The sequence below is a fragment of the Pseudomonas sp. LAMO17WK12:I10 genome (assembly GCF_900215185.1).
Taxonomy (GTDB): domain Bacteria; phylum Pseudomonadota; class Gammaproteobacteria; order Pseudomonadales; family Pseudomonadaceae; genus Aquipseudomonas; species Aquipseudomonas chlororaphis.
In genome coordinates, this window is the sequence record NZ_OBDX01000006.1 from 194,952 (window position 1) to 213,769 (window position 18,818).

Consider the following 18,818-nt stretch of genomic DNA (forward strand, 5'->3'; position numbering starts at 1 on the left):
GGTTTTACGCTGCATTCGCGCCCCAACTCCCGAAACAGCTCCGAAAGCGGCGGATATCGCGCCCGCGCAGCAGAAAAACGAGTAAAGACTTTGTAAGGTTGGCCCTGCTTATTTCATAATGCGCGCTTATTGGATCCCTCGATGGGTCCGCGCGCCCTTCAGAGGTAAGTCGATTCCCATGAACCGCACCGGCCGCGCCCTTGCACTGGGCTGCCTGTTGCTCCTTCAGCCCCTGCTCGCGCACGCACAAGCAGGCGGCAACTCGTTGTTGATCCCAGCGATGGGTCGCTGCACCCTCAATACTCAGTCACAGGATCTGTCCGAGGCCCTGGCGGTCTGCCAGAAGGCGGCTGACGAAGGGGATGCGCAAGCGCAATACGAGTTGGGCGAGTTCTACTACGAAGGTAAAAATACCCCGCGCGATCTCAATCAGGCCCTAAGCTACTTCGAAAAGGCCTCGCTACAAGGCCACGCCCAAGCGCAATTCAAGCTCGGCACCATGTTCTTTCGCGGCGAAGGCGTACCGGCCAACAACGTTCAGGCCTATATCGTGCTGAAGATGGCCGCGGTCAACGGCGCCGAAGAGGCACTGGACACGGCCGACGAAGTGGCCGAGCACATGCAGCGTGATGAGCTGGAAGTCGCCACCCAGGTGCTGGGGCAGATTTTCCGCAAATACCTGATGGAATTGCAGAGCGCCGACGGGCGTTCGCCCTTCTCACCCCTGCCTTGATGACATCGCGAGCAAGCTTGCTCGCGATAGCACACTCGATACAGCCCTTATTTCTCAGGCATCGGCATCGGAAACGGCATGACGTTACTCACGCCACGCGCCTCGCTGATCTTCGGCGTACCCAGGCGCTCGACCTCGTCGATGCGCACGATCGAATGCATCGGCACAAAGCTGCGCACCACGCCTTCGAATTGGGCCTTGAGCTTCTCTTCGCTCGGATCGACGACCACTTGCGTGCGCTCGCCAAAGACGAACTCTTCCACCTCCAGGAAACCCCACAGATCACTTTGATAGATCTGCTTGGCGTACATTTCGAACACCTGTCCCTGGTTGAGGAAAATCACCTTGTAGATTGGAGCTTCACGTTTGGTCATGGTGGGCGGGTAACACATCGGGGGATATAAAAGAGGGCGCGAACTATAGCATAGCCACCGGACGCGCAGCGGTAGGAACCTCAGGCCATGTTCCCTATAATGCGCGGTTCTTTGAATCACGTGATGACTCCGTCCATGGCCAAGAAGCTCTACATAGAAACCCACGGTTGCCAGATGAACGAGTACGACAGCTCGCGCATGGTCGATCTGCTGGGTGAACACCAGGCCCTGGAAGTCACCGCCCGCGCCGAAGACGCGGACGTCATCCTGCTCAACACCTGCTCGATCCGCGAACGAGCCCAGGACCGGGTGTATTCCCAACTGGGTCGCTGGCGCGAGCTGAAGCTGGCCAACCCGGACATGGTCATCGCCGTCGGCGGTTGCGTGGCCAGCCAGGAAGGCGCGGCCATCCGTGATCGCGCGCCCTATGTCGACGTGGTCTTCGGCCCGCAGACCCTGCACCGCCTGCCGGAAATGATCGATGCCGCCCGCAGCAGCAAGCTGCCGCAGGTCGACGTCTCGTTCCCGGAAATCGAGAAATTCGACCACCTGCCAGAGCCGCGCATCGATGGCCCAAGTGCCTATGTCTCGGTGATGGAAGGCTGCAGCAAGTACTGCACCTTCTGCGTGGTGCCCTACACCCGTGGCGAGGAAGTCAGCCGGCCATTCGACGACGTGATCTGCGAGATCATCCACCTGGCGGAAAACGGCGTGCGCGAAGTCACCCTGCTGGGGCAGAACGTCAACGGCTACCGTGGCCAGACCCACGACGGCCGCCTGGCCGACCTCGCCGAACTGATCCGCGTGGTCGCGGCGGTCGATGGTATCGAGCGCATCCGCTATACCACCTCCCATCCGCTGGAGTTCTCCGACAGCCTGATCCAGGCCCACGCCGAAGTGCCGGAACTGGTGAAACACCTGCACTTGCCGGTGCAATCGGGTTCCGACCGGATTCTCGCAGCCATGAAGCGCAACCATACGGCGCTGGAATACAAATCCAAGCTGCGCAAACTGCGCGCCGCCGTGCCAGGCATCTGCATCAGCTCGGACTTCATCGTCGGCTTCCCCGGCGAGACCGAAAAAGACTTCGAACAGACCATGAAGCTGATCGAAGACGTCGGCTTCGACTTCTCCTACTCGTTCGTCTACAGCCAGCGCCCGGGCACCCCCGCGGCCGACCTGGCGGACGACACCCCGGAAGAGTTGAAAAAGGAACGCCTGAACGCGCTGCAACATCGGCTGAATCAGCAAGGATTTGAAATCAGCCGACAAATGGTCGGTTCGATCCAGCGCATCCTGGTTACCGACTATTCGAAGAAAGACCCGGGCGAACTGCAGGGGCGAACCGAGAACAACCGCATCGTCAATTTCCGCTGCGACAACCCGACGCTGATCGGCCAGTTTGCCGATGTGCATATCGACTCGGCCCAGCCTCACTCGCTGCGCGGATCGCTGCTGCAATAACCTCCTGCCGATGCTGGCTGACCAGCGGTAGCGGCCTCGGGCACGCCATCGCCGGGAAGCCGGCCTCCAAGGAAAATGTGGCGAAAGACATTGCTTTGTATAAGAGCTTTCGCACCCAGGCCTCTGGCGTTATCCTTGATTTCATCCTTTATTGCCGTTGGGCGGCTAAAAAACGACCTTGAACGCACCCATAGAACCACATCGTTTCATCCTCGAGCCCTTTGAGGCTCGCCGCTTCGCCAATCTGTGCGGGCAATTCGACGAGCATTTGCGCTTGATCGAGCAGCGCCTGACCATCGAGATCCGCAACCGCGGCAATCAGTTCGAGCTGATCGGCGAACCCAAGCACACCACCTCCGCGGAAAACCTCCTGCGCCGCCTGTACCGGGAAACCAAGGGTACCGAGCTGTCGCCGGACATGGTGCACCTGTTCCTCCAGGAATCCGCCGTCGAAGAACTGGACAATCACCCTGTCGCCGAAGCGGCCGTCGCCCTGCGCACCAAAAAAGGCATGATTCGCCCCCGCGGCTTGAATCAGCAGCGCTACGTCAAGGAAATCCTCGGCAACGACATCAACTTCGGCATCGGCCCGGCCGGTACCGGCAAGACCTACCTGGCCGTGGCCTGTGCGGTAGACGCACTGGAGCGTGAGCAGGTACGGCGCATCCTGCTGGTGCGTCCGGCGGTCGAAGCCGGGGAGAAACTCGGTTTCCTGCCGGGTGACCTGGCCCAGAAGATCGACCCGTACCTGCGCCCGTTGTATGACGCGTTGTATGAAATGCTCGGCTTCGAACACGTGGCCAAGCTGATCGAGCGCCAGGTCATCGAGATTGCGCCGCTGGCCTACATGCGCGGTCGTACGCTGAACAACAGTTTCATCATCCTCGACGAAAGCCAGAACACCACCGTCGAGCAGATGAAGATGTTCCTGACCCGGATCGGCTTCGGCTCCACCGCTGTGATCACGGGCGACATCACCCAGGTCGACCTGCCCAAGGGCACCAAGTCCGGCCTGGCTCATGTGATCAACGTCCTCAAGGATGTGCCGGGCATCAGCTTCACTCACTTCATGCCCAAGGACGTGGTGCGCCATCCGCTGGTGCAACGCATCGTCGAAGCCTACGAGCGCTTCGAGCAGCGCGTGGCCGACGAGTCCGCCCAGTCCGCCGCGGAAAAAGGCAATCGCCACGATGCTTGAGCTTGATCTGCAACTGGCAAGCGACAAGCCTGCTCCCAGTGAGACCCTGTTCCGCCAATGGTGTGAGCTGGCCCTGCGCCAGCGCACGGCCGACTCGGAACTGACCATCCGCCTGGTGGACGAACCCGAAGGCCGCGAACTGAACCGCACCTGGCGGCAGAAGGACTACGCCACCAACGTCCTGTCGTTCCCCGCCGACGTGCCGGACGAGCTGCTGGACATTCCATTGCTCGGCGACCTGGTGATCTGCGTCGAAGTGGTCGAGCGCGAAGCCGCCGAACAAGGCAAGGACCTCCAGGCCCACTGGGCCCATCTGGTGATTCACGGCTGCTTGCATCTCTTGGGTTACGACCATATAGATGACGACGAAGCCGAGGAAATGGAAGCACTGGAACGAACGTTGCTTGCAGAACTGGGTCATCCCGACCCTTATGCGGACGACGAAACCGAAGAACATCCATCTGTAACAACCAAGGATTTAGAGTAATCGCTATGAGCGAAGACCGATCGAGCAGCGGGCAAAAGTCGTGGCTGGGTAAACTGACCCAGGCTTTTGCCCATGAGCCGAAAAACCGCCAGGAGCTGCTGGAGCTGCTGCGCGAAGCCCATCAGAACAAGTTGCTGGACAGCGAAGCGCTGGCCATCGTCGAAGGCGCCATCCAGGTCGCTGACCTGCAGGTACGGGACATCATGGTTCCGCGCTCGCAGATGATCAGCATCAAGGCGACCCAGACTCCCCGCGAATTCCTGCCGTCCGTTCTCGATTCCGCGCACTCGCGTTATCCGGTGATCGGCGAAAGCCATGACGACGTCATGGGCGTCCTGCTGGCCAAGGACCTGCTGCCGCTGATCCTCAAGGAGAACGGCGACAGCTTCAACATCAAGGACCTGCTGCGTCCGGCGACCTTCGTTCCCGAATCCAAGCGCCTGAACGTGCTGCTGCGCGAATTCCGCGCCAACCACAATCACATGGCCATCGTCATCGACGAATACGGCGGCGTGGCAGGCCTGGTGACCATCGAGGACGTGCTGGAGCAGATCGTCGGCGACATCGAAGACGAGCACGATGTCGAGGAAGACAGCTACATCAAGCCCCTGCCGAGCGGTGATTTCCTGATCAAGGCGTTGACGCCGATCGAGAACTTCAACGAGTTCTTCGACAGCGAGTTCTCCGACGACGAGTTCGACACCGTCGGCGGCCTGGTGATGAGCGCGTTCGGGCACCTGCCTAAACGTAACGAAATCACCGAAATCGGTGCCTATCGCTTCCGTATCCTGAATGCCGACAGCCGTCGGATTCATCTGCTGCGACTAACGCCTATCCCCCGCTAAGGATCGACATGCTGCGCTTAACCCGCCCCGGCTGGCCCGGTAACCTGCTGGCCATGGCGGCTGGCGCAATCACCACCCTGGCCCTGGCGCCGTACGACATCTGGCCGCTGGCACTGCTGGCGGTCGGCTTCTTTTATGCCGGCCTGCGCGAGCTGAGCCCGCGTCAGGCGCTGTGGCGCGGCTGGTGTTTCGGCTTCGGCCTGTTTGCCGCCGGCACCAGCTGGATCTACGTCAGCATCCATACCTACGGCGGCGCCTCGGTGCTGCTGGCCGGTTTACTGATGCTGGCCTTCATTGCCGCCATCGCCTTCTTTTTCGCCCTGCCGGCCTGGCTCTGGGCGCGTTGGCTGCGGCGCAATGAAGCCCCTCTCGCCGATGCCCTGGCCTTCGCCGCCCTTTGGGTGGGCCAGGAAGCCTTCCGCGGCTGGTTCCTGACGGGTTTCCCCTGGCTCTATTCCGGCTACAGCCAACTCGACGGCCCGCTGGCCGGCTTGGCCCCTCTGGGCGGCATGTGGCTGATCTCCTTTACCCTGGCGCTGACCGCAGCCCTGCTCTACAACCTGCCCGGCTTGATCCGCGCCGGACGCAAGGGGTTCATCGCCGCCGGCCTGGCGCTGCTGGTCGCCCCCTGGGTGATCGGCATCGCGCTCAAGGGACATGCCTGGACCAGCCCGTCGGGCGAGCCGCTGACCGTGGCGGCGATCCAGGGCAATATCGAACAGAGCCTGAAATGGGACCCTGCGCAACTCAACTCCCAACTGGCGCTGTACCGCGACATGAGCTTCAGTTCCAAGCGCGTGGATCTGCTGGTGTGGCCGGAAACCGCGGTGCCCGTGCTCAAGGAGTCGGCCGAAGGTTATCTGAACATGATGGGCAACTTCGCCGCCGACCGGCATTCGGCGTTGATCACCGGTGTACCGATCCGCCAGGAAGTGCACCACCAGAAACGCTACTTCAACGGCATTACCGTGGTCGGCGAAGGCGATGGCGAATACCTCAAGCAGAAGCTCGTGCCCTTCGGTGAGTACGTGCCCCTGCAGGACTTGCTGCGCGGCCTGATCGCGCTCTTCGACCTGCCCATGTCGGACTTCGCCCGCGGCCCCGCCGACCAGCCTTTGCTGCAAGCCAAGGGTTACCAGATCGCGCCGTTCATCTGCTACGAGGTGGTTTACCCGGAATTCGCCGCCAGCCTGTCAGCCCGCAGCGACCTGCTGCTGACCATCAGCAACGACACCTGGTTCGGCACCTCGATCGGCCCGCTGCAGCACTTGCAGATGGCCCAGATGCGTGCCCTGGAAGCCGGCCGCTGGATGATCCGCGCCACCAACAACGGGGTGACCGGCCTGATCGATCCGTTCGGCAAGATCACTGTGCAGATTCCGCAGTTCGAACGCGGAATCCTGTACGGCGAAGTGGTGCCGATGCACAACCTGACGCCTTACCTGCAGTGGCGCTCGTGGCCACTGATCATTGTGAGCCTCCTGCTGTTCGGCTGGGCCCTGCTGGCCAGCCGGATCGCCAAGACCGTCTGACCTTATCGCGAGCCTGCTCGCTCCTGCCGGGGATTTGCGATTCCTGTGGGAGCGGACTGGCTCGAGATGAACCTAGTCCTCTCCACGATAAAACAGCTTGTAACCCACCAGCCCCACCGCCTCGTTCAACAACTGGCCGCTCTGCCAGATCGATTTGAACTCCGGCATCCAGCCGCCCAGCGGCCTGGCGTTATCCACCCCGAGGAACCCCACGGGTGCCGGCACCACGGTGAATCCTGCCCGCTCGAAACTCCAGACAGCCCGCTGCATATGCCAGGCCTGGGTGACCAGCACCACACGCTTGACGCCCTGCGGCCCCAGCACTTGCGCGCTGAATTGGGCGTTTTCCCAGGTCGTGCGGCTACGCCCTTCCTGCCAGCGCACCGTCACGTCGAAATCGTTCAGCAACGACTCGGCCATCAGCGCCGCTTCCGTTGGCGGCGTGCCGTAGTGCAGGCCACCGCTGGTCAGGATCGGCAGCCCGGAAGCCTTGGCCAGGCGCGCCGCATAGCGCTGGCGCTCCAGACCAACACCGGTCGGCTGGTCGGAACCCCAGGCCGGATCGCCACGTTCGCGCCCCGAACCCAGCACCACAATCGCATCGGCCTGTCCGGCCAGGGTCGACCACTGGCTTTGCGTCAGCGCCGGCTCACTTTCCAAGGCACTCGCGCCCCACTCCACCATCACAGGCAGGCTCATCAACCAGAACCCGCCCAGGCCGAGGGCAAAACACACACCGGCCAATCGCGGCCTCGAGCGGCGAAACCACCAGGCGAGCAGAAGCAGCAGCAACAGAAGGCCTGGCGGCAGGAGTAGTTGTTTGACGAAATAACGAAAAGGCATCGAGCATCTCCAAAGATGCTCGAAGCCTAAGTGGGTAAAAGCAAAGCAACAACAGATATGAAACAGATTTCACGCACAAGGTACGCGGCGTTGACGCTGCGCAGATACCCGCATGGGCTGCGCAGACTCACTTGAACTGCAGGGATCGGACCTTTACCGCATCCCGGGCGGGCCCCTTGTCTTTCAACCAGATGACCTTGGCCGAATGTGGAGTCACTTCGTGCCTCAGGCATTCGAGCACGCTCAATTGCGTCTCACGCTCGCTACGATCCAGATAGGCTTTGATCACCTCGAGCTCGGCGTGACTCAGGCCCCGCAACTCCAACTCCGCAGGACGCTCATTACGCAAGCTCCCTGCTGTTTTCGCTGTATCCAAGGCCAAAGCCAGACGATCTATCAATCGTTCGTACAGCTCGGGTTTTGTAACTTTTCGCTGCGACTCAACCATCCACTCACCTCATGAAAGTAAGAATCACTCCCCCTTTTTGAGCTTAGCCGCGCTGCCGAAACCGGCAGGGTGCCGCGACCAACGGCCCACGGCGCGTAATCAGGGTTTCCCTCGGTAGAGCGCGGTCATGTATGCTACGGCGCTTCCTGTAACTCCACTTCCAGCTCGACTGGGTAGCGAAAACGCCATATCTGGCGTCATCACCGCCCAACGTTGCATTGAAGAGGATTAGGCCACCCCTATTCAGTTCAAAAGTAGCCATGCACGAACACTATCAGCCCCGTGAAATCGAAGCCGCCGCCCAGTCGTTCTGGGATGAGCAAAAGTCCTTTGAAGTCAGTGAACAGCCAGGCAAGGAAACTTACTACTGCCTGTCGATGTTCCCTTACCCCAGCGGCAAGCTACACATGGGGCACGTGCGTAACTACACCATCGGCGACGTGATCTCCCGCTACCAGCGCATGCAAGGCAAGAACGTACTGCAACCCATGGGTTGGGACGCCTTCGGCATGCCGGCGGAAAACGCCGCGATGAAGAACAACGTCGCACCGGCCAAGTGGACCTACGAAAACATCGCCTACATGAAGTCCCAGCTGCGCAGCCTGGGCCTGGCGGTGGACTGGTCCCGCGAGGTCACTACCTGCAAGCCGGACTACTATCGCTGGGAACAGTGGCTGTTCACTCGCCTGTTCGAAAAAGGCGTGATCTACCGCAAGAACGGCACCGTGAACTGGGACCCGGTCGACCAGACCGTCCTGGCCAACGAACAGGTGATCGACGGTCGCGGCTGGCGTTCCGGCGCGCTGATCGAAAAACGCGAAATCCCGATGTACTACTTCAAGATCACCGCCTACGCGGATGAGCTGCTGGAGAGTCTCGACGAACTGCCGGGCTGGCCCGAGCAGGTCAAGACCATGCAACGCAACTGGATCGGCAAATCCCGTGGCATGGAAGTGCAATTCCCCTACGACCAGGCCTCTATCGGCGAAGCGGGCGCACTGAAAGTCTTCACCACCCGCCCTGACACCCTGATGGGCGCGACCTACGTCGCGGTAGCCGCCGAGCACCCGCTGGCCACCCTGGCGGCGCAGAACGACCCGGCGCTGCAAGCCTTTATCGCCGAGTGCAAGGGCGGCAGCGTCGCCGAAGCCGACATCGCCACTCAAGAGAAGAAAGGCCTGCCGACTTCGCTGTTCGTCGAACACCCGCTGACCGGTGAAAAACTCCCGGTATGGGTCGCCAACTATGTGCTGATGCACTACGGCGATGGCGCGGTAATGGCCGTTCCGGCCCACGACGAGCGCGACTACGAATTCGCCACCAAGTACAACCTGCCGATCAAGAACGTGGTGCGCACCAGCGCTGGCGACGAAACGCCTGCGCCTTGGCAGGACGCTTACGGCGAGCACGGCGAACTGATCAACTCCGGCGAGTTCAACGGCCTGGATTTTGCCGGCGCCTTCGATGCCATCGAAGTCGCCCTGCTGAAGAAAAACCTCGGCCAATCCCGTACCCAGTTCCGCCTGCGCGACTGGGGCATCAGCCGCCAGCGCTACTGGGGCTGCCCGATCCCGATCATCCACTGCGACAGCTGTGGCGATGTACCGGTACCGGAAGAGCAACTGCCGGTAGTGCTGCCGGAAGACGTGGTGCCGGACGGCGCCGGTTCGCCACTGGCGCGCATGCCCGAGTTCTACGAATGCAGCTGCCCGAAATGCGGTAAGCCTGCCAAGCGTGAAACCGACACCATGGACACCTTCGTCGAGTCCTCCTGGTACTACGCCCGCTATGCCTCGCCAAAATACGAGGGTGGCCTGGTCGACCCGGCCGCGGCCAACCACTGGCTGCCGGTGGACCAGTACATCGGCGGTATCGAACACGCGATCCTGCACCTGCTCTATGCCCGCTTCTTCCACAAGCTGATGCGCGACGAGGGCCTGGTCAGTTCCAACGAGCCGTTCAAGAACCTGCTGACGCAAGGCATGGTGGTCGCCGAGACCTACTACCGCCGCGAAGCCAACGGTGCCTACACCTGGTACAACCCGGCCGATGTCGAGCTGGAGCGTGACAGCAAGGCCAAGATCGTGGGCGCCAAGCTGATCAGCGACGGCCTGCCAGTGGAAATCGGCGGCACCGAAAAAATGGCCAAGTCGAAGAACAACGGCGTCGACCCTCAGTCGATGATCGAACAGTACGGCGCGGACACCTGCCGCCTGTTCATGATGTTCGCTTCGCCGCCCGACATGAGCCTGGAATGGTCCGACTCCGGCGTCGAGGGTGCCCACCGCTTCCTCAAGCGCGTCTGGCGCCTGGCTCAGGCTCACGTAGCCCAGGGCCTGCCGGGAACACTGGAGCTGGGTTCGCTGAACGACGAACAGAAAGTCATTCGTCGCGCCATCCACCTGGCGATCAAGCAAGCCAGCCAGGACGTTGGCCAGAACCACAAATTCAACACCGCCATCGCTCAGGTCATGACGCTGATGAACGTGCTGGAAAAAGCACCGCAAGCCACCCCGCAGGACCGCGCCCTGTCGCAGGAAGGCCTGGAAACCGTGGCCCTGCTGCTGGCGCCGATCACCCCGCACATCAGCCACGAACTGTGGAGCCAGCTGGGTCGCAGCGGCGCCATCATCGACGCCGGCTGGCCGGTGCTGGATGAGAACGCCCTGGTTCAGGACAGCCTGCAGCTGGTCATTCAAGTGAATGGCAAACTGCGTGGCCAGATCGAAATGCCGGCCAGCGCCAGCCGTGAAGAGATCGAAGCCGCCGCCCGGAGCAACGAGAACGTGCTGCGCTTCACCGAAGGCCTGACGATTCGTAAAGTGATCGTCGTGCCTGGCAAGCTGGTCAATATCGTCGCTAGCTAATTGGATCAGGCGTCAGCCCAAGGCTGACGCCGAATAAAACCTCCAGGGCCGCCCTATCGGCCCACATGGTTTCAAGGGGAGCAACAAGATGATCAAACGCAACCTCCTGGTGATGGGCCTGGCTGTACTGCTGAGCGCCTGCGGCTTTCAGCTGCGCGGTACCGGCACCACCGAACTGGCGATCAAGGAGCTCGACCTGAGCGCCCGTAACGCTTACGGCGAAACCGTGACCCAGCTGCGCCAGGTTCTGCAGAGCAGTGGCGTCAAGGTCTACGCCGGTGCGCCCTACAAGCTGGTGCTGACCCGCGAGCAGGAATCCCAGCGCAGTCTCAGCTACGCCGGCGCCGGTCGTTCGGCCGAGTATGAACTGACCACCGTGCTGAACTACGAAATCCAGGGCCAGAACAACCTGACCCTGCTCAGCGACAAGCTGCAAGTGCAGAAGGTCTACATCCACGACGGCAACAACCTGGTGGGTTCCGACCAGGAATCGCTGGAAGTGCGCAAGGAAATGCGTCGCGACCTGGTGCAGAACATGATGCTGCGCCTGCAACTGCTGACCCCGACCCAACTGGATCAACTGCAGCAGACCGCGGATGCCCGCGCCAAGGCCGAGGCCGAGGCGTTGGAAGCCGCGCAGAAGGCTGAGGCGGAAACCCCGCAACAGTCGCCCATGCAGCTGCCGAACCAGTAAGCCTTGTGGGGCGCCCAGGCGCCCCGCTTGCCCCTCCTTATGAAACTCGCCCCCGCTCAGCTCGGCAAACACCTACAAGGCACGCTCGCACCGGTCTATGTCATCAGTGGCGACGACCCGTTGCTGTGCCAGGAAGCCGCCGACGCCATTCGCAGCGCCGCCCGCCAGCAGGGCTTCGATGAACGCCAGGTATTCAGCGCCGACGCCAATTTCGATTGGGGAACGCTGCTGCAAGCCGGCGCGAGCATGTCGCTGTTCGCCGAGAAACGCCTGCTGGAACTGCGCCTGCCTTCGGGTAAGCCCGGCGACAAAGGCGCCGCGGCCTTCATCGAATACTGCTCACGGCCGGCCGAAGACACCCTGCTGCTGATCAGCCTGCCCAAGCTCGATGGCAGCGCGCAAAAGACCAAGTGGGGCAAGGCCCTGATCGATGGCGAGCAGACCCAGTTCATCCAGATCTGGCCGGTGGATGCCAGCCAGTTGCCGCAGTGGATTCGCCAACGCCTGTCCCAGGCCGGGCTTTCCGCCAGTCAGGATGCCGTGGAGCTCATCGCGGCCAGGGTAGAAGGCAACCTGCTGGCCGCGGCCCAGGAAATCGAAAAGCTCAAGCTGATGGCCGAGGGTGGCCAGATCACGGTGGAAACCGTACAAGCGGCGGTCGCCGACAGTGCGCGCTTCGACGTTTTCGGACTGGTGGACGCCATCCTCAATGGCGAGGCCGCGCATGCCCTGCGTATGCTCGAAGGCCTGCGCGGCGAAGGTGTCGAACCTCCGGTGATTCTCTGGGCACTGTCCCGGGAACTGCGATCGCTGGCCAATATGTCGCTGCAGTACAGCCAGGGCACTCCGCTGGATAAAGTGTTCAGCCAGGCCCGCCCGCCCGTCTGGGACAAACGCAAGCCGCTGATGAGCAAGGCCCTGCAGCGCTATTCCGCGCCGCGCTGGGCGCAATTGCTGCTCGATGCCCAGCGTATCGATGCGCAGATCAAGGGACAGGCCGCCGGCTCGCCCTGGAGCAGCCTGAGCCGCCTGTCGCTGCTGATGGCCGGACAACGCTTGCCTCTCCCCGCCGAATAAACCCAACGCCCCGCCGAGCGAGCAAGCCCGTTCCTACAGGGAATGGGGGAATCCGTGATGTTTGCTGAAAAACCCTACACATCGAAGGGCTGGACAGCGGGCTCAAGCTGGCCGATCATCTGCCGCGCACCCCCACCTCAAGCGAGAACCGAAAATGAGCAAACCATCCAAGCATGGCCCCAACAAGGCCAAATCCATCATCGCCCAGCCACTGTTCCGCAGCCGTCAGGAACGACCCGCCAAGGGCAAAGGCAGCTACCGCCGCGAAGCCTTCCAGTCTAAAAGCTGGGAGGCTTCTTACTTTCTGACTGCATAAAGCGGAGAACCCCGCCGGCGTGATAAGGTCTGTATCTGATTCGTATTCTCTGGACCTGTGCATGCCCTTTTGTCTTTCCCGTCGTTGGCACCTGCGCCAACTGATCGCTGCCTCCAGCCTTGCCCTGCTCGTCGCCTGCGCGGAAAAACCCACCGCCGCCGATGCCCAGCCACTCCAAAGCATTCAAGCCGCCCCTCTCGCCGCTCCTGCAACCGTCGCTCCGCTGGCCGTCGACAACCTGGACATCCAGCCAACCCAGACCTTTGCCCAATGGCAGGCAGGCTTTCGTGTCGAAGCCCTGAACGCCGGAATCCGTGCCGATCTTTTCGACCGTGCATTCGCCGGTATCACCCCGGACATGGGCGTGATCAAGGCCGACCGCAGCCAGCCGGAATTCACCCGGCCGGTGTGGGAATACCTGGACGGTGCCCTGTCGCCGCTGCGCGTGCGCAAGGGCCAGGCACTGCTCAATCAGTACGCCGACATCCTGCAGCAGATCGAACAGCGTTATGGCGTCGATCGCCAGGCCCTGGTGGCGGTCTGGGGTATGGAAAGCAACTTCGGTGAGTTCCAGGGCAACAAATCGGTCATCCGCTCCCTCGCGACCCTGGCCTACGAAGGTCGCCGTCCGGCCTTTGCCAACAGCCAGCTGCTGGCCGCCCTGCAGATTCTCCAGCACGGCGACATCCAGCCCGAGAAGATGCTCGGCTCCTGGGCCGGCGCGATGGGACAGACCCAGTTCATCCCGACCACCTACAACACCCACGCCGTGGACTTCGACGGCGATGGCCGCCGCGACATCTGGAACAGCCCGGCCGACGCCCTGGCCTCGACCGCGCACTATCTGCAAAGCTCCGGCTGGCAGAAGGGGCAGCCATGGGGTTTCGAAGTGCAGTTGGCGAACGGCTTCGACTATGCGCTGGCGGATGGCGCGATCCGCAAACCGGTAGCCGAATGGTTGCGCCTGGGCATGCAGCTGCCCAACGGCGCCAGCGTTCCGGCCGGCTCCGAACAGCTTTCCGCGGCCTTGCTGTTGCCGGCGGGTTATCGCGGGCCGGCATTCCTGATCCTCGACAACTTCCGCGCCGTTCTGAAGTACAACAACTCCTCGTCCTATGCCCTGGCGGTGAACCTGCTGTCACAACGCTTCAACGGTTCAGGCCTGATCAACGGCGTCTGGCCGAAGGACGACATGCCCCTCAGCCGCTCCGAGCGCATCGAGCTGCAGAACCTGCTCAGTGCCAACAATTACGATGCCGGCAACCCGGACGGCATTATCGGTGCCAATACCCGCAAGGCGATTCGCAGCGCCCAACAATCGCTGGGCTGGCCCGCCGATGGCTATCCGACCCACAAGCTGCTGGAGAGCCTGCGCTCGCGTTGAGCCAGGCCTGTGTGCCGAATCATAGGGGCGCCATAGTTGAGCAAGCTCGCTCCCACAAAGGCAGCGAGCACGGGCTGATCAGCCGAATACCACGTCCTGTTCCAGGATCAACTGCTTCTCCCCCGCATCCAGCCTGACCATCGCCCCCATCGGCAGAGTCAGGTTCGGATCGCAGTGGCCACTGCGCCATCCAGCCAGAACAGGAATGCGCAAGGGTTCGAAGGTCTGCTTGAGCAGTCCGGCAAGCGCCTGGGGCTCTACTCCCGCCACATCCCCCACCAGCACCCCGCGAAGCCTGTCGAGCTTGCCAGCCAGACGCAGATGCGTCAGCAGACGGTCGATACGGTACAGCGGCTCGTTGATGTCTTCGATAAACAGAATGATGCCGTCGCCATTGATCTCGTATGGCGTGCCCATGGTCGCGGCGATCAACGACAGGTTGCCCCCCAGCAACTGGCCGCAGGCGATGCCGGGTTCGATGGTGGTCAAGGGATAAGCCGCCGGATGCCGCAGCAGGCTGCCAGCCTTCAACTGCCCCCGGAGCAGGCTGAACAGCGAGGACTCGGTAGGTGGCTGTTTGTCACCCAACAAGTCGGCATTGAGCATCGGCCCGTGAAAGGTCACGAACCCCGCATGACGATTGATGGCCAGATGCAACGCGGTGATGTCGCTGTAGCCGACAAACGGCTTGGCATGGCGGCGTAGCAGGTCGTAATCGATCCGGTCGAGCAAGCGTGGGCTGCCATAGCCACCCCGCAGGCACAGGATGGTATCGACATCGTCATCGGCAAAAGCAGCGTGCAGGTCGTTCAGGCGGACCTCGTCGCTACCGGCCAGATAGCCGTCCTTCTGCTGGACCCCAGGATAAATCCGCAGTGAATAACCTCGAGCGCGCATCCAGCGGGCGGCTTGCTCGGTATCCAGGGCTGCGGGCCCGGCGGGCGCAATCAAGCCGATCAGCCCTTGCGAAGGCAGCGCCGGCACTGGCCGTTGCGCACAAAGGACATCAGTCGGTTGGAGGGTCATCCAGTGGTTCTCCCTGTGTGGATTCTCTAGTGCACAGTAGACATGAAAGCGGGCAAACAGAAGTGCCGAAACGCCACGGCGCTTGCAGGAAAAGTCTATGAAGGGAGGGAGACGCAGGCGTAACGGAAGATGACGCCCGCAAGGAAAAGACCTTGCGGGCGTATTACATCAGGAGACCAGGCCTTCTTTGGCCAGCTTCGCCTGCTCGTCGGCGTGGTACGAGGAACGTACCAGCGGGCCCGAGGCGACGTTCTTGAAGCCCATCTTGTAACCTTCCTCGGCGAACCAGGCGAAGGTGTCCGGGTGCACGAAACGCTGCACCGGCAAGTGGCTGCGGGACGGTTGCAGGTACTGGCCGAGGGTCAGCATGTCGATGTCGTGCTCGCGCATGCGCTTCATGACCTCGATGACTTCGTCGTCGGTCTCGCCCAGGCCCAGCATCAGACCGGACTTGGTCGGCACATGCGGTACCAACTGCTTAAACTTCTGCAGCAGGGTCAGCGACCACTGGTAGTCCGAACCCGGGCGCGCGGCCTTGTACAGGCGCGGCACGGTTTCCAGGTTGTGGTTGAACACATCCGGCGGCTCGGCCGCGGTGATTTCCAGCGCCACGTCCATGCGGCCACGGTAGTCCGGGACCAGGGTTTCCAGTTGCACGTTCGGCGACAGCTTGCGGATTTCGCGGATGCAGTCGGCAAAGTGCTGGGCACCGCCGTCGCGCAGGTCATCGCGGTCGACCGAGGTGATCACCACGTACTTCAGGCGCAGGTCGGCGATGGCCACCGCCAGGTTCATCGGCTCATCGACGTCCAGAGGCTTCGGACGGCCGTGACCGACGTCGCAGAACGGGCAGCGGCGGGTGCAGATGTCGCCCATGATCATGAAGGTCGCGGTACCGCCGGAGAAGCACTCGCCCAGGTTCGGGCAGGACGCTTCTTCGCAGACGCTGTGCAATTTGTGCTTGCGCAGCAATTGCTTGATCCGGTCGACTTCCGGGGAAACCGGAATACGCACGCGAATCCAGTCCGGTTTCTTCGGCAGTTCGGTGGTCGGGATGATCTTCACCGGGATACGCGCGACTTTCTCGGCACCGCGCAATTTAACGCCGGTTTCAACTTTCGCACGGGCCGGGCGCTCGGAAACATCCAGCGTCGGGATCAGGGTTTGCACAGCGTCTTGCGCAGTAGTCATATCAGTCGATTCCGCCCGTTAGGGTCGTCTGCTCAGCATAGTCGAGGTGTTTGACGAGCTGCGCACGCAGCCGGGCACTTACCTCGGCAAATTCAATCGGTCCTGTGTGGTCGCTCAGCTGGGTCATTGCCAGCCCGGCATAGCCACAGGGGTTAATCCGTCGAAACGGCTGCAGATCCATGTCCACGTTCAAGGCCAGGCCATGAAAGGAACAACCATGGCGGATCCGCAGGCCCAGGGAGGCGATTTTCGCGCCATCGACGTAAACGCCGGGGGCATCCGGCTTGACCGCCGCGGCCACGCCGTAGCTGGCCAGCAGCTCGACCAGGCACTGCTCCATCCGGCTGACCAGGTCGCGCACGCCAAAACCCAGGCGGCGCACGTCCAGCAGCAGATAAGCCACCAGTTGGCCAGGACCGTGGTAGGTCACCTGGCCACCCCGGTCGACCTGCACCACCGGGATATCCCCGGGAAGCAACAGGTGTTCGGCCTTGCCCGCCTGGCCCTGGGTAAAGACCGGCGGATGCTGCACCAGCCAGACTTCATCGGGAGCGTCGCTGCCGCGTTCGTTGGTAAAGCGTTGCATGGCCTGCCAGACCGGCTCGTAGGCCATCTGGCCGAGCTCGCGAAAGCCCAGCGTTTGAGGCATCACAGCACCATGTGCACGAAACCGGTGGCCCGCAGCTCGCTGTTGATGTCATACAGCTGTTCTTGACCGGTGGCGACGATGTGCAGCTGGATGGTCGTGTACTTGCCGTTGGTGCTCTGGCGCTCGGCCAGGGTCTTGTGGTCAACGGTCGCGTGTTTTTCAAGGATCGCGATGATCTTGTCCTTGAAACCCACGCCGGTGTCGCCGATCACCTTAATCGGGTAATCCGCGCAGGGGAATTCGATCTTTGGCGCCTTTACTTCGGTGTCTGTCATGGCGTAACGGCCTCGTAAGCCGTGGCGACGGACGCGGCCCCCGCTCTATTTCAGAGCGAGGGCCGCGCGGGTCGACAATATCAGTTGAACAAGCCGTAGAAGAATAGACGGATGCTATCCCACATGCGGCGGAAGATACCACCTTCGTCGACCGCGTCCAGAGCGATCAGATCGGCGCTGTGCACCACCTTGTCGTCCAGTTTCACTTCGACTTTACCGATCACGTCGCCCTTGGCGATAGGCGCGATCAATTGTGGATTCATGGTCATGCTGGCAGCGAGCTTCTTCAGCTGGCCTTTGGGCATGGTCATGGTCAGGTCCTGGGCCAGGCCGGCCTTGATCTGGGAGGTGGTGCCTTTCCAGACAGGGGCCTGAGCCAGCTCGGTGCCCTTCTGGTAGAAGGTCTGGGTTTCGAAGAAGCGGAAACCGTAGGTCAGCAGCTTCTGGGTTTCGGCCGCGCGAGCCTGCTCGCTGTTGGTACCGAACACCACGGCGATCAGGCGCATGCCGTCACGCACGGCCGAGGACACCATGCAGTAGCCGGCTTCGTCGGTGTGGCCGGTTTTCAGGCCGTCGACGGTCTTGTCGCGCCACAGCAACAGGTTGCGGTTAGGTTGCTTGATGCCGTTCCAGAAGAACTCTTTCTGCGAGTAGATCGCGTAGTGAGCCGGGTCTTCGTGAATGATGGCGCGAGCCAGTACCGCCATGTCGTGCGCCGACGAGTAGTGCTCGGGGTTCGGCAGGCCGGTCGGGTTCATGAAGTGGCTGTTGCTCATGCCCAGGTCGCCGGCGGTCTTGTTCATCATGTCGGCAAAGGCGTCTTCGCTGCCGGCGATGTGCTCGGCAACCGCGACGCTGGCGTCGTTACCCGACTGAATGATGATGCCGTGCAACAGGTCGCTGACAGTGACCTGCGAGCCGACCTTGATGAACATCCGCGAACCGCCGGTACGCCAGGCGTTCTCGCTGACGGTCACCGGGTCGTTCTCGCCGATCTGGCCGCGACGGATTTCCAGGGTCGCGATGTAGGCCGTCATCAGCTTTGTCAGGCTGGCTGGCGGCAGGCGCTGGTCACCGTTGTTCTCCACCAGCACGTTACCGCTGCTGGCATCCATGAGCACATAGGACTTGGCGGCCAGCTGCGGTGGCGACGGCATCACTTCTACCGCCCAGGCGGCAGGCGTGATGATCAGCGGGACAAGCAGACACAGGCGTTTGGCAAAGGTGGTGATGTTCATCCGTCTCTCGAAATTGCTAATGGAAACTTGTCCTCGCGGACAAAACTATTCAGACAGCCTTCTAAAGGGCTGTCGCGTGTTCAGTTGTTCACTCACTGACCCTTGCCGGGCTTTTGTTGTACGACGAGCCAACAACCTGGGTTCACCCCCCAAATACCGCAGGTGAACCATGAATCA

At 61.8% G+C, this 18,818-nt stretch carries 19 protein-coding genes; 11 read left to right on the top strand and 8 right to left on the bottom strand.

The features are described 5' to 3' along the window. Nucleotides 1–178 precede the first annotated feature (178 nt). Nucleotides 179–733: a tetratricopeptide repeat protein gene (locus CRO75_RS09780; RefSeq protein WP_007927077.1), complete on the top strand. Its 555-nt coding sequence runs from the start codon at nucleotides 179–181 to the stop codon at nucleotides 731–733. Nucleotides 734–780: 47 nt separating this feature from the next. Here the strand turns inward: CRO75_RS09780 and CRO75_RS09785 are convergent, their stop codons facing one another. Beyond that, nucleotides 781–1,107: a DUF1820 family protein gene (locus CRO75_RS09785; RefSeq protein ID WP_007927079.1), complete on the bottom strand. Its 327-nt coding sequence runs from the start codon at nucleotides 1,105–1,107 to the stop codon at nucleotides 781–783. 135 nt (nucleotides 1,108–1,242) lie between these two features. On the opposite strand from CRO75_RS09785, the gene miaB reads away from it, so the two are divergent. From miaB to lnt, 5 genes are all read left to right on the top strand, one after another. After that, nucleotides 1,243–2,571 (top strand): tRNA (N6-isopentenyl adenosine(37)-C2)-methylthiotransferase MiaB, encoded by a 1,329-nt coding sequence (gene miaB / locus CRO75_RS09790; protein WP_162235145.1) that lies wholly within the window; start codon nucleotides 1,243–1,245, stop codon nucleotides 2,569–2,571. A 178-nt stretch (nucleotides 2,572–2,749) separates the two neighbouring features. Continuing rightward, complete coding sequence (locus tag CRO75_RS09795) at nucleotides 2,750–3,769, top strand: PhoH family protein (protein WP_007927082.1); 1,020 nt, start codon at nucleotides 2,750–2,752, stop codon at nucleotides 3,767–3,769. Next, nucleotides 3,762–4,256 (top strand): rRNA maturation RNase YbeY, encoded by a 495-nt coding sequence (gene ybeY / locus CRO75_RS09800; protein WP_097135103.1) that lies wholly within the window; start codon nucleotides 3,762–3,764, stop codon nucleotides 4,254–4,256. The genes CRO75_RS09795 and ybeY overlap by 8 nt, the downstream gene beginning before the upstream one ends. Nucleotides 4,257–4,261: 5 nt before the next feature. Beyond that, a complete protein-coding gene (locus CRO75_RS09805) occupies nucleotides 4,262–5,101 on the top strand; it encodes an HlyC/CorC family transporter (protein WP_007927086.1) in 840 nt (279 codons plus the stop codon). 8 nt (nucleotides 5,102–5,109) lie between these two features. Further along, complete coding sequence (gene lnt / locus CRO75_RS09810) at nucleotides 5,110–6,633, top strand: apolipoprotein N-acyltransferase (protein ID WP_097135104.1); 1,524 nt, start codon at nucleotides 5,110–5,112, stop codon at nucleotides 6,631–6,633. Nucleotides 6,634–6,705: 72 nt separating this feature from the next. Here the strand turns inward: lnt and CRO75_RS09815 are convergent, their stop codons facing one another. Together CRO75_RS09815 and CRO75_RS09820 are read right to left on the bottom strand one after the other, a co-directional pair. Next, the gene (locus tag CRO75_RS09815) at nucleotides 6,706–7,476 is read right to left on the bottom strand and encodes a YdcF family protein (protein WP_097135105.1); all 771 of its coding nucleotides are present in this window, start codon (nucleotides 7,474–7,476) and stop codon (nucleotides 6,706–6,708) included. 127 nt (nucleotides 7,477–7,603) lie between these two features. Further along, nucleotides 7,604–7,924 carry a hypothetical protein gene (locus CRO75_RS09820; protein WP_097135106.1) on the bottom strand — a complete coding sequence of 107 codons (321 nt, stop codon included), beginning with the start codon at nucleotides 7,922–7,924 and terminating at the stop codon, nucleotides 7,604–7,606. A 260-nt stretch (nucleotides 7,925–8,184) separates the two neighbouring features. On the opposite strand from CRO75_RS09820, the gene leuS reads away from it, so the two are divergent. The 5 genes from leuS to CRO75_RS09845 all read left to right on the top strand — a co-directional run bounded on the left by leuS (nucleotide 8,185) and on the right by CRO75_RS09845 (nucleotide 14,262). Next, nucleotides 8,185–10,791: a leucine--tRNA ligase gene (gene leuS, locus CRO75_RS09825; RefSeq protein ID WP_097135107.1), complete on the top strand. Its 2,607-nt coding sequence runs from the start codon at nucleotides 8,185–8,187 to the stop codon at nucleotides 10,789–10,791. 88 nt (nucleotides 10,792–10,879) lie between these two features. Further along, entirely contained in the window at nucleotides 10,880–11,485 is a 606-nt protein-coding gene (gene lptE / locus CRO75_RS09830; protein WP_097135108.1) for an LPS assembly lipoprotein LptE, read from the top strand. A gap of 39 nt (nucleotides 11,486–11,524) precedes the next feature. Continuing rightward, nucleotides 11,525–12,562: a DNA polymerase III subunit delta gene (gene holA / locus CRO75_RS09835; RefSeq protein ID WP_028683493.1), complete on the top strand. Its 1,038-nt coding sequence runs from the start codon at nucleotides 11,525–11,527 to the stop codon at nucleotides 12,560–12,562. A gap of 154 nt (nucleotides 12,563–12,716) precedes the next feature. After that, nucleotides 12,717–12,878, top strand: a complete 162-nt coding sequence (gene arfA / locus CRO75_RS09840; protein WP_097135109.1) for an alternative ribosome rescue factor ArfA — start codon at nucleotides 12,717–12,719, stop codon at nucleotides 12,876–12,878. 61 nt (nucleotides 12,879–12,939) lie between these two features. Beyond that, nucleotides 12,940–14,262 carry a lytic murein transglycosylase gene (locus tag CRO75_RS09845; protein ID WP_097135110.1) on the top strand — a complete coding sequence of 441 codons (1,323 nt, stop codon included), beginning with the start codon at nucleotides 12,940–12,942 and terminating at the stop codon, nucleotides 14,260–14,262. Between the two features lie 78 nt (nucleotides 14,263–14,340). On the opposite strand, the gene CRO75_RS09850 is transcribed toward CRO75_RS09845, so the two are convergent. From CRO75_RS09850 to CRO75_RS09870, 5 genes are all read right to left on the bottom strand, one after another. Then, nucleotides 14,341–15,288 carry an LD-carboxypeptidase gene (locus CRO75_RS09850; protein WP_097135111.1) on the bottom strand — a complete coding sequence of 316 codons (948 nt, stop codon included), beginning with the start codon at nucleotides 15,286–15,288 and terminating at the stop codon, nucleotides 14,341–14,343. A 168-nt stretch (nucleotides 15,289–15,456) separates the two neighbouring features. Beyond that, entirely contained in the window at nucleotides 15,457–16,479 is a 1,023-nt protein-coding gene (lipA, locus tag CRO75_RS09855) for a lipoyl synthase (RefSeq protein WP_007927101.1), read from the bottom strand. Nucleotide 16,480: 1 nt separating this feature from the next. Continuing rightward, nucleotides 16,481–17,128, bottom strand: a complete 648-nt coding sequence (gene lipB, locus CRO75_RS09860) for a lipoyl(octanoyl) transferase LipB (RefSeq protein WP_097135112.1) — start codon at nucleotides 17,126–17,128, stop codon at nucleotides 16,481–16,483. Continuing rightward, nucleotides 17,128–17,403: a DUF493 domain-containing protein gene (locus tag CRO75_RS09865; protein WP_007927103.1), complete on the bottom strand. Its 276-nt coding sequence runs from the start codon at nucleotides 17,401–17,403 to the stop codon at nucleotides 17,128–17,130. Before CRO75_RS09865 ends, lipB begins: the two co-directional genes overlap by 1 nt. An 80-nt stretch (nucleotides 17,404–17,483) precedes the next feature. Beyond that, nucleotides 17,484–18,641, bottom strand: a complete 1,158-nt coding sequence (locus CRO75_RS09870) for a D-alanyl-D-alanine carboxypeptidase family protein (RefSeq protein ID WP_007927104.1) — start codon at nucleotides 18,639–18,641, stop codon at nucleotides 17,484–17,486. Between the last annotated feature and the right edge of the window lie 177 nt (nucleotides 18,642–18,818).

Excerpts from the sequence above, each read along its gene's own strand:
- CRO75_RS09780 (WP_007927077.1), top strand. The coding sequence starts at position 179 with ATGAACCGCACCGGCCGCGCCCTTGCACTGGGCTGCCTGTTGCTCCTT.
- CRO75_RS09785 (WP_007927079.1), bottom strand. The coding sequence starts at position 1,107 with ATGACCAAACGTGAAGCTCCAATCTACAAGGTGATTTTCCTCAACCAG.
- miaB (WP_162235145.1), top strand. The coding sequence starts at position 1,243 with ATGGCCAAGAAGCTCTACATAGAAACCCACGGTTGCCAGATGAACGAG.
- ybeY (WP_097135103.1), top strand. The coding sequence starts at position 3,762 with ATGCTTGAGCTTGATCTGCAACTGGCAAGCGACAAGCCTGCTCCCAGT.
- CRO75_RS09805 (WP_007927086.1), top strand. The coding sequence starts at position 4,262 with ATGAGCGAAGACCGATCGAGCAGCGGGCAAAAGTCGTGGCTGGGTAAA.
- lnt (WP_097135104.1), top strand. The coding sequence starts at position 5,110 with ATGCTGCGCTTAACCCGCCCCGGCTGGCCCGGTAACCTGCTGGCCATG.
- CRO75_RS09815 (WP_097135105.1), bottom strand. The coding sequence starts at position 7,476 with ATGCCTTTTCGTTATTTCGTCAAACAACTACTCCTGCCGCCAGGCCTT.
- CRO75_RS09820 (WP_097135106.1), bottom strand. The coding sequence starts at position 7,924 with ATGGTTGAGTCGCAGCGAAAAGTTACAAAACCCGAGCTGTACGAACGA.
- leuS (WP_097135107.1), top strand. The coding sequence starts at position 8,185 with ATGCACGAACACTATCAGCCCCGTGAAATCGAAGCCGCCGCCCAGTCG.
- lptE (WP_097135108.1), top strand. The coding sequence starts at position 10,880 with ATGATCAAACGCAACCTCCTGGTGATGGGCCTGGCTGTACTGCTGAGC.
- holA (WP_028683493.1), top strand. The coding sequence starts at position 11,525 with ATGAAACTCGCCCCCGCTCAGCTCGGCAAACACCTACAAGGCACGCTC.
- arfA (WP_097135109.1), top strand. The coding sequence starts at position 12,717 with ATGAGCAAACCATCCAAGCATGGCCCCAACAAGGCCAAATCCATCATC.
- CRO75_RS09845 (WP_097135110.1), top strand. The coding sequence starts at position 12,940 with ATGCCCTTTTGTCTTTCCCGTCGTTGGCACCTGCGCCAACTGATCGCT.
- CRO75_RS09850 (WP_097135111.1), bottom strand. The coding sequence starts at position 15,288 with ATGACCCTCCAACCGACTGATGTCCTTTGTGCGCAACGGCCAGTGCCG.
- lipA (WP_007927101.1), bottom strand. The coding sequence starts at position 16,479 with ATGACTACTGCGCAAGACGCTGTGCAAACCCTGATCCCGACGCTGGAT.
- lipB (WP_097135112.1), bottom strand. The coding sequence starts at position 17,128 with ATGCCTCAAACGCTGGGCTTTCGCGAGCTCGGCCAGATGGCCTACGAG.
- CRO75_RS09865 (WP_007927103.1), bottom strand. The coding sequence starts at position 17,403 with ATGACAGACACCGAAGTAAAGGCGCCAAAGATCGAATTCCCCTGCGCG.
- CRO75_RS09870 (WP_007927104.1), bottom strand. The coding sequence starts at position 18,641 with ATGAACATCACCACCTTTGCCAAACGCCTGTGTCTGCTTGTCCCGCTG.